Genomic DNA, 8,648 nt, shown 5'->3' on the forward strand with positions numbered 1-8,648 from the left:
CACCAGCAGGTGGCCAACGTGGCTCTCCAGCGAGCGCAGCCGCTGCGACACGGCCGACTGGGTGATGGCCAGCAACTGCGCGGCCTTTTCGAAGCTGCCGGCCTCGGCCAGCGCGGCCAGGCAGTCCAGGCCGGCAGGGTCCAGGACGTTCATCTCAGGCGGGACAGGGCGTTCATCAGTCTGGCTAATGTAGCGGCGTCGCTGCCGCGCCTGCAGAGGTGTTGCCCGCAGTGCCGGGCGCGGGACTCAGGGCGCCGGTGCGGTGCCGCTGATCTTGTACTGGCCAATGCTGGCGTAGTCGCTGTAGCCGTTGGTGAGCGGATCGCCGAAGCCGATGCCGTCGATCAGCAGGTAGTAGGTGCCGGCAGCCGGCAGCGTGAAGCTCAGCGTCGCGCCCAGCGCGTCCACAGGGTTGGACTTCAAGAGCAGCGTGCCATTGACGTCTATCAGCTTGGCCAGCACGTCCAGGTTGGGCGCGCGGCTGTCCGGCGAGACGGTGATGGACACCGGACCGGCGCCGGCGGTGAACGAGAACACGTCCTTGTCGCCACGCTGCTCGATCACGCCCTGGCCGGACACGGTCAGCGTCACACCATTGGCGGTGACGGTCAGCGGCGTGGCCTTGGCGGTGGTGTTGCCGTGGTCGTCCTTGCGCAGCGTGCCGCCGTTGGCTGCGATCACCGCGAGGTCGTCCTCCTGGTTGTTGGCGCTGCTGTATTCGCCGATGCTCCACTGCGTGACCGGCTGGTAGTAGCCCGCGCCCATGATGGGGGCCCAGCCGGTGGCGCCGCTGCCGTGGCCGGTGTCGTAGCCGCTGGTGGCATTGCCGTCGTGGCTCAGGCCCAGGTTGTGGCCGGCTTCGTGCGAGATGGCCTCGGCCACGTACTTCTCGCCACTCGGGCCGAGCATGTTCCAGAACACCAGCGCGGGCTTGTAGAAGTCGCCCACGTTGTCGAACACGCCCACGTAGGCCACGCCGCCGCAGGAGCAGTTGTAGACACCACTGTTGTTCGTGATGACCACAGTGCTGCCGTAGATCTGGTCGTCGGTGCTGGCGCGGGTCAGCTTGTCGGCGGCCGGCTCCTGGGTCGTCACGTCAATGCCGAAGGGGGCGTAGTCTTCGGCCACGCGCTGCCAGATGTACTGGATGCGTTCCAGCTCGGCATCGGAAAACGTGCCCGGGTTGCCGTCCATGTCGAAGGGCTGGGCGGTCAGTGTGTTGCCGTTGCTGTTCCAGGCGGTGCCGGTCAGCGTGGCGCCGTTGAAGTCCAGGTACAGCATGCGCTTGGCGCCTTTCAGGCTGTGCAGCTTGAAGGTCTTGTCCAGCGTGGTGGGCGTGGCGGTGGCGGCGAGGCTGGCTTCTTCCGCCGGTGCGATCAGTGGGGCTTCCAGCTCGTCAACGGCGTACAGCCGGCCGTGGCGGTCCAGGCGCATCAGCGGGTCGCGCAGCAGCATTTCGCGGAAGGCCTGAGGGCTGCGGCGGTACCAGGCGGCCACTTCATCCAGCCTGGACCCGAGCAGGTCGATGGCGCGCTGGCCGGAAGCATCGGCTTCGGCCAGCTCCAGGCGCGGGAAGCTGGTTCGCTCTGCCGTGGCGGCCGCTGCCGGCTGGATCAGCCAGAGCAGGGCGGTGGCCGTCAGGGCGGCGGAGCGAAGGGTCGGGCGGCGCATGCAATGTCCTTGTCTTGTGTGGGGTGGATAGGTCGGCGATGCTAGCCACCGCAGCGCCTTGCGCAGCCCCGCATCGCGAGGGAAATTTGCATCGAAGAGAAACAGCGCCGGAGCGCGCAGCGCTGCATCAGCGCCGCTAATGCGGCTGGAGACTTGGCAATGCCGCTGGTCAAGCGCGCCCGGCTGTTTCCAAATGGGCCTTCATCCCAACACAAACATAGGAGACAAGCCATGCGTGTCGGTGTACCCAAGGAAATCAAGAACCATGAATACCGCGTCGGCCTGACGCCGGCCAGCGTGCGCGAGTTCGCGGCCCGCGGGCACGAGGTGTTCGTGCAGAGTGGCGCGGGCGCGTCCATCGGCCTGGCGGACGAGCATTACGCTGCCGCTGGCGCCACGCTGCTGAAGGACGCGGCCGAGGTCTGCGCCCGGGCCGAGATGATCGTCAAGGTCAAGGAGCCGCAGCCGGCCGAGTGCGCGATGCTGCGCGAAGGCCAGATCCTCTACACCTACCTGCACCTGGCACCGGACCCGGAGCAGACCGACGCGCTGCTGCGCTCCGGCGCCATCTGCATCGCCTACGAGACCATCACCGGCCCGCAAGGCGGCCTGCCGCTGCTGGCGCCGATGAGCGAGGTGGCTGGCCGCATGAGCATCCAGGCGGGTGCTGCGCACCTGGAAAAGTCCAAGGGCGGCATGGGCGTGCTGCTGGGCGGCGTGCCGGGCGTGGAGCCGGCGCACGTGCTGATCATTGGCGCGGGCGTGGTCGGCACGCACGCGCTGCAGATGGCCGTGGGCTTGGGCGCGCGGGTCACGGTGCTGGACAAGAACGTCGAGCGGCTGCGCCAGCTGGACCTGGTGTTCGGCAACCGCATCAAGACGCTGTATTCCAGCGCCCAGGCGCTGGAGGAAAAGGTGCTGGAGTCGGACCTGGTGATCGGCGGCGTGCTGATCCCCGGCGCCGCGGCGCCCAAGCTCGTGACCCGGCCGATGGTGCGCTGCATGAAAAAGGGCGCGGTGCTTGTGGATGTGGCCATTGACCAGGGCGGCTGCTTCGAGACCTCGCATGCCACCACGCATGCCGAGCCGACCTTCGTGGTCGACGACGTGGTGCACTACTGTGTGGCCAACATGCCCGGCGCCGTGGCCCGCACCTCGACCTTCGCGCTGAACAACGCCACCATCGGCCATGGCCTGGCGCTGGCCGATCTGGGCTGGCAGCAGGCGATGCGCGAGAGCCCGCACCTGAAGGCCGGCCTGAACGTGGCCGCTGGCAAGGTCACCTGCGCGCCGGTGGCTGCAGCGCTGAACCTGCCAATGACGCATGCCGATACGCTGCTCTGAGTCAGCCGGCCGCCCATGAAAAAAGCCCCGCAGTGCGGGGCTTTTTGTCGGCGAGCCGAAGAAGTTGCGGATCCCGCAGGGGATCACTTTTTCTTCTTGCCCTTCTTGTCTTCGACGACCACGGGGGCGACGATGATTTCTTCTTCGACCTTGGGCTCGGCGACGGACACCAGGACCGGATCCTTCTTGCCGTGCGTGACGACCTTGACGCCGGTCGGCAGGACCAGGTCAGACACGTGCAGGCTCTTGCCCTTGACCAGACCGTTCAGGTCCACGGCGATGAATTCCGGCAGCTGAACGGCCAGGCATTCGATCTCGACTTCGGTCAGGACGTGGCTGACCACGCACTTGTCGGTCTTCACAGCCACCGAGTTTTCTTCGCCCGAGAAGTGCAGCGGCACCTTCTTGTGCAGGCGGGTGGTTTCGTCCACGCGCTGGAAGTCCACGTGCAGGACTTGCTGCTTCCACGGGTGCATCTGGAAGTCGCGCAGCAGGACCTTGGTGGTCGCGCCGGCCAGTTCCATCGTCAGGATGGACGAGTGGAAAGCTTCCTTCTTCAGGGCGAAGTACAGGGCGTTGTGATCGAGTTCGATCATGGTGGGGGTGCCGGCACCAAACACGATGCCGGGAACCTTGCCAGCGCTCCGCAGGCGGCGGCTCGCTCCGGTCCCCTGCAGATTGCGCTCAAAAGCGGTGAATTGCATGAATCTCTCCAATGAGTCGGGGCGCCCGCGACCAGGCTGCCCCATTCGAAAAAGGCAGCCCGGGGGCTGCCACGAAACGGATCGAAGCCCGGAGGCCGCGATCAGAAGTTGTTGTTTTGTTCCGAGAACAAAGAGGTCACCGACTCACCGTCCGAGATGCGGCGGATCGTCTCGGCAAACAGGAAGGCTACCGACAGTTGGCGGATCTTCTTGCAGGCCTGGCCGGCTTCGCTCAGCGGAATGGTGTTGGTGATGACGACTTCGTCCAGGTGCGAGCCCTTGATGCGCTCGATGGCCGGGCCGGAGAACACCGCATGCGTGCAATAGGCAAACACGTGCTTGGCGCCACGGTCCTTCAGCACTTCGGCTGCCTTCACCAGCGTGCCGGCGGTGTCGATCATGTCGTCCATGATCACGCAGTTGCGGCCATCGATCTCGCCGATCACGTGCATCACTTCCGACACGTTTGCCTTCGGGCGGCGCTTGTCGATGATGGCCAGGTCGCAGCCCAGTTGCTTGGCCAGCGCACGGGCGCGCACCACGCCACCCACGTCCGGGCTCACGACGACCAGGTCGTTGTAGTTCTTGGACTTCACGTCGGTCAGCAGGACCGGCGAGGCGTAGATGTTGTCGACCGGGATGTCGAAGAAGCCCTGGATCTGGTCGGCGTGCAGGTCCATCGTCAGCACGCGCTCGACGCCCACGGTTTCCAGCAGGTTGGCCACGACCTTGGCCGAGATCGGCACGCGCGTCGAGCGCGGGCGGCGGTCCTGGCGGGCATAGCCGAAGTAGGGGATCACGGCGGTGATGCGGCGCGCGCTGGCGCGCTTCAACGCATCGACCATGATCAGCAGTTCCATCAGGTTTTCGTTCGTCGGCGCGCAGGTGGACTGCACGACGAAGACGTCCCGGGCGCGCACGTTCTGCTGGATCTCGACGGTGACTTCACCATCTGAGAAGCGGCCGATGGACGCCTTGCCAAGCTCCGCACCCAGGTGCGTTGCGATCTCCTTGGCCAGGACGGGATTGGCGTTGCCAGTGAAGAGGACGGTGTTGAACAGCACGTCATTGGCTCCAGGGTGGGCAGGCGGCACGGGCAGAAGAGATGCTGGCAAGACCTGCGCGGACGCAGGCTCTGAAAACACAAACTGCGCCCGAAGGCGCAGTAGGCATCCGCGGCGTTCGCGGAACAAGCAATATTTGGCAGGGGAGGAAGGACTCGAACCCTCGCATGTCGGAATCAAAATCCGATGCCTTGACCAACTTGGCGACTCCCCTACACAGGACATGACCTGACGGTCACACCCTCAAACCTTTTCAGTCTGCCCACCCGACCAGCGGATGATGCGGCAAACCGCGGCACATTCGACCCACCCAACCGTTTGGCAAATCCTGAAAGACATCATCTCCCAGAACCTGGCCATTCAGCCCGGTCGCCACAGGTGAATTTCCTGCGCCTTTTCCAAAATTCTCGTACTTGCCGGCCTGCGCAAACACTGCGCTGCCTGAACCCGTCATCCGGCTGTTGCCGAAGCGCTGATCCAGCCAGCGGCCTGCGCGTCCCACGTCCGGGCACAAGGCCTCGGCCACAGGCTGCAGATCGTTGCGGCCGAAAAATGGACTCGCAGTTTGCTGGTTGCCCAGCTGACTTTCGTCTGTTTTTCGTCGCTGCTCAATGTCAGCAAGTAAGCCCGCTACTGTAGCAGTGTTTGTATCGCGTGTCAGCTCAGGGCTGGAAAAAATTTCTGGGGTCGCGATGGATGCGCTTGGTTTGACCACGGCCCAGTGGGCATTTTCCAGTTCCGGCAGGGCCGTGGGCGTCAGCAGCTCGCCAATGCCTTCGACCCAGGCGTTGTGCCCGCCAACGAAAAACGGGACGTCGGCGCCCAGTGTCGCGCCCAGCGCCAGCAGTCGCGCACGCGACCAGCCGAGCTGCCACAGCCGGTTCAGGCCCAGCAGCACGGTGGCGGCGTCCGAGCTGCCGCCGCCCATGCCTGCGCCCGAGGGCAGCTGCTTGGCAACCGAGATGTCGGCGCCCAGCGTGCAGCCGCTGGCCTTCTGCAGCGCGCGTGCGGCCTTCATGCACAGGTCGTCCGCGGGCAGCGGTGTCGTCAGGTCATGGCGCCGCAGCAGGCCGTCAGTGCGGCGTTCCAGGTGCAGCGTGTCGGCCCAGTCGATCAGCAGGAAGACCGACTGCAGCAAGTGGTAGCCGTCGGCACGCCGGCCGACGATGTGCAGGAACAGGTTCAGCTTGGCCGGTGCCGGTAAGTCGTAAAGCGATTGGAGGCTCATGCGAAAACGGGGGTCAGCGGTCCAGCTTCACGCGCAATTCCAGCGCTGGCGCGGCCGGGCGACGGGCCAGCAGCAGGCCTTCGTTGGCCAGCGCCGAGGTGTCGATCAGCCAGCCGGCCTGCTCGAAGCCTTGCGCGGTGGGCTGGGCAGGTGCCTGCGGCCAGGGTTTGCCGGCCAGCCAGTGCAGCAGCGCACCGAGCGGAATCGCCTCGCCCAGCGTTTCGCTGGCCAGCGCTTCCATCGATTCGAACTGGCGCGTGCCATCGCCGGTCTGCAGCGTGACCTGGCCGGCCTGCCAGTGCGCATCGGCCACCACCGTGCCCAGCGGGCTCAGCAGCTTCAGCTGGCCTTGTTGTTCGGTGCCAGCCAGCTCGAACGCTGCATTTTCGGCCTTGGCGATCTGGTTGGCCGTGGCGGCCACCCGCACGACCATGCGGCCGGTGGTGATGGGCCCGAGATCGGGTGGCGCGGGCGGGGCGCTCACGCAGCCCGCCAGCACCATCGCGGCCAGCAGGCATGCGCGGCGCAGCCCGGAGGGTGCCGGGCTCACAAGGAAACGAAGGGCCGTTCCCGAGTTTTCTTGACCCCCTCGGGGGGCCTGACGCGAAGCGGCAGGTCTGGGGGCTCTCACAAAGAGGCCTTGAGCCGCTGCAAGGTGTCGCGCAGCACTTCGTTGTCGCTGCCGTTGCGCGAGCGGCCTTCGCGCCAGACGCGGGTCGCTTCGTCGCGCTGGCCGGCGGCCCACAGCACCTCGCCCAGGTGCGCGGCCACTTCCACGTGTGGCCGGGCGTTGTAGGCCTGGCGCAGCAGGCGCAGCGCGCTGGCGGTGTCGCCGCGGCGGAAGGCCACCCAGCCCAGGCTGTCGGTGATGAAAGGATCGTCCGGTGCCAGCGACGCGGCCTTGTCGACCAGGGTTTGGGCCTCGTCCAGCCGCACATTGCGCTCGGCCAGCGAGTAGCCCAGCGCGTTGTAGGCGTGGGCATCGTCCGGCTTGATCGTGATGACGCGGCGCAGCAGCGCTTCCATGTCGTCGTAGCGCTTGAGGTGCTCGGCGGTCATCGCCAGTTCGTAGATCAGCACGCTGTCTTCCGGCGCGGCGCGCACGGCGCCCAGCAGCAGGTCGTACGACGCCTGCCAGCGATTGCCTTCCTGCAGCAGCTGCGATTCGGCCAGCACGCGGGTGCGCGGCTCCAGCGTGCCGCGCACCGGCGCTTCGCGCACCAGCTTGCGGGCGGCGTCGAGCTGACCCTGGTGCACCATCAACGAAGCGCGGCGGCTGACCAGTGCGAGGTCGCTGCGATCCGGGTCGACCTTGTCCAGCCAGCCCAGCGCCTCGGGGTACTGGCGCAGTTGTTCGTTGGCCTGGGCCAGCAACAGGTAGGCGTAGTCGATGCGGCGCTGCGCCCGGTCCTCGTGGTCCTCGTCATCGTCGCCGACGGCGGGCGTGGTGGCGGCTTGCTGGCCGGCGTTGGCGGCGCGCTCGGCTGCATCGCGTTTCACGTCGGCGCTGTCCAGGAAGCGGATCAAGGCCTTGATGGCTTCCTTCGGTTCACCGAGCTCGACCAGGTAGGCACCCAGCGTCAGCCAGGCCTGTGAGGTTTCTGGCTGCTGGGCCAGTGCCAGCTTCAGCTGGTCGACTGCCTCGCCAATGCGCTGGCGCTGGTCCAGCGCTTGCACATAGGCCAGGCGCAGCGCGGCCAGCGCGTCCGGCCGGGCCAGGTAGGCACGCACCACGGCCTCGGCCGGCGGCTGGCTGGCCATCAGGTCCAGCGCCAGCAGGATGGGGCCGGGGGCGCTCGGGTCGTCTTCATTGGCGCGGCGCATCAGGCCGAGCGCTTTTTCGGATTGGTCCGCCGCCAGCGCCAGCCGGCCCAGCGCGGTGCGCGATGCCGTGCGGGTGCCCTCGGCGTTGACGAACGGCGCCAGCGCTGTTTCGCTCAAGCCCAGCACCGCGGCCTTGTCGTGCGCACCACCGAGGAAGCGCGGCACACCGGCAATCACCGCCGAGCGTTCTTCCGGCGGCACCTGTTCGACCAGCAGCTTCAGCGGCTCGGCCAGCTCATCCAGCCGCTCCAGCGCCACCAGCAGCTGCACCTGCGTGCGCACCGCCTCGGTGGAGCCTGGCAGCGTGGCGCGCCAGGCTTCCACTGCGACCAATGCACGGTCGCCTGAGCGGCCCTGCACGGCGATCTCGATGGCCCGCTGGAACAGCACGCTGTCCTTGGAGCGCCGCGCGGCGTCCAGGATCACCTCGAAGGCATTGCCGCCGCGCCCGGCCTGGGCTTCCATCTCGCCGATCAGCAGCTGGTAGAACATCGGCGCGTCGAGCAGCGAGTTGTTCACCGGCTCAGGCTGCGCCGCGGCTTCTTCGGGGCTGGAGGCGGGTGCCGAAGCCGGCGGTGGCGCATCGGCCGGCACGTTGCGGTTCTGCGCCAGCGCTGGCAGGGCAGCCAGCAGCCCGGCACCCAGCCAGGCCCAGGCACGCAGACCAGGAGAGGCCGGAACACCCGTAGAGGGACGGGAAACCGGGCGGGCAGGACGAAGCTTCATCTTTTCTCCAAAGTCCGAAGGATTCTAGTGTCGGCCTGTCAAGCCCGGATTGCTGCCGATAATGGCCCCCATGCCGGAATTACCTGA

The 8,648-nt window shown here is 66.9% G+C and carries 8 protein-coding genes and 1 tRNA gene; 1 reads left to right on the top strand and 8 read right to left on the bottom strand.

Features of this window, described 5'->3' with window-relative positions; genetic code table 11:
• Both FKP22_RS13230 and FKP22_RS13235 read right to left on the bottom strand, forming a co-directional pair.
• Positions 1-153, bottom strand: a 153-nt coding sequence (locus FKP22_RS13230; protein ID WP_141287955.1) for a LysR family transcriptional regulator, incomplete at its 3' end; no start/stop codon positions are given.
• Between the two features lie 93 nt (positions 154-246).
• A complete protein-coding gene (locus tag FKP22_RS13235) occupies positions 247-1,671 on the bottom strand; it encodes a pre-peptidase C-terminal domain-containing protein (RefSeq protein ID WP_141287956.1) in 1,425 nt (474 codons plus the stop codon).
• Between the two features lie 231 nt (positions 1,672-1,902).
• Here FKP22_RS13235 and ald point away from each other — a divergent pair, with 231 nt between their 5' ends.
• On the top strand, positions 1,903-3,015 hold the full coding sequence (gene ald, locus FKP22_RS13240; RefSeq protein WP_141287957.1) for an alanine dehydrogenase: 1,113 nt from the start codon (positions 1,903-1,905) through the stop codon (positions 3,013-3,015).
• Positions 3,016-3,098: 83 nt separating this feature from the next.
• Here ald and FKP22_RS13245 read toward each other — a convergent pair whose 3' ends face one another.
• The 6 genes from FKP22_RS13245 to FKP22_RS13270 form a co-directional block, all read right to left on the bottom strand.
• Positions 3,099-3,719 (bottom strand): 50S ribosomal protein L25/general stress protein Ctc, encoded by a 621-nt coding sequence (locus FKP22_RS13245; RefSeq protein ID WP_141287958.1) that lies wholly within the window; start codon positions 3,717-3,719, stop codon positions 3,099-3,101.
• Positions 3,720-3,820: 101 nt separating this feature from the next.
• Entirely contained in the window at positions 3,821-4,783 is a 963-nt protein-coding gene (locus tag FKP22_RS13250) for a ribose-phosphate pyrophosphokinase (RefSeq protein WP_141287959.1), read from the bottom strand.
• 137 nt (positions 4,784-4,920) lie between these two features.
• Positions 4,921-4,997 (bottom strand) — tRNA-Gln (locus FKP22_RS13255).
• Positions 4,998-5,036: 39 nt separating this feature from the next.
• Positions 5,037-6,011, bottom strand: coding sequence for a 4-(cytidine 5'-diphospho)-2-C-methyl-D-erythritol kinase (gene ispE, locus FKP22_RS13260; protein WP_141287960.1), 975 nt, complete (start codon positions 6,009-6,011; stop codon positions 5,037-5,039).
• Between the two features lie 13 nt (positions 6,012-6,024).
• A complete protein-coding gene (locus FKP22_RS13265; RefSeq protein ID WP_141287961.1) occupies positions 6,025-6,561 on the bottom strand; it encodes an outer membrane lipoprotein LolB in 537 nt (178 codons plus the stop codon).
• Between the two features lie 77 nt (positions 6,562-6,638).
• Entirely contained in the window at positions 6,639-8,561 is a 1,923-nt protein-coding gene (locus FKP22_RS13270; RefSeq protein WP_141287962.1) for a tetratricopeptide repeat protein, read from the bottom strand.
• Positions 8,562-8,648: the final 87 nt, after the last annotated feature.

The organism is Ideonella azotifigens, assembly GCF_006519715.1.
Taxonomy (GTDB): domain Bacteria; phylum Pseudomonadota; class Gammaproteobacteria; order Burkholderiales; family Burkholderiaceae_C; genus Ideonella; species Ideonella azotifigens.

Excerpts from the sequence above, each read along its gene's own strand:
- FKP22_RS13235 (WP_141287956.1), bottom strand. The coding sequence starts at position 1,671 with ATGCGCCGCCCGACCCTTCGCTCCGCCGCCCTGACGGCCACCGCCCTG.
- ald (WP_141287957.1), top strand. The coding sequence starts at position 1,903 with ATGCGTGTCGGTGTACCCAAGGAAATCAAGAACCATGAATACCGCGTC.
- FKP22_RS13245 (WP_141287958.1), bottom strand. The coding sequence starts at position 3,719 with ATGCAATTCACCGCTTTTGAGCGCAATCTGCAGGGGACCGGAGCGAGC.
- ispE (WP_141287960.1), bottom strand. The coding sequence starts at position 6,011 with ATGAGCCTCCAATCGCTTTACGACTTACCGGCACCGGCCAAGCTGAAC.
- FKP22_RS13270 (WP_141287962.1), bottom strand. The coding sequence starts at position 8,561 with ATGAAGCTTCGTCCTGCCCGCCCGGTTTCCCGTCCCTCTACGGGTGTT.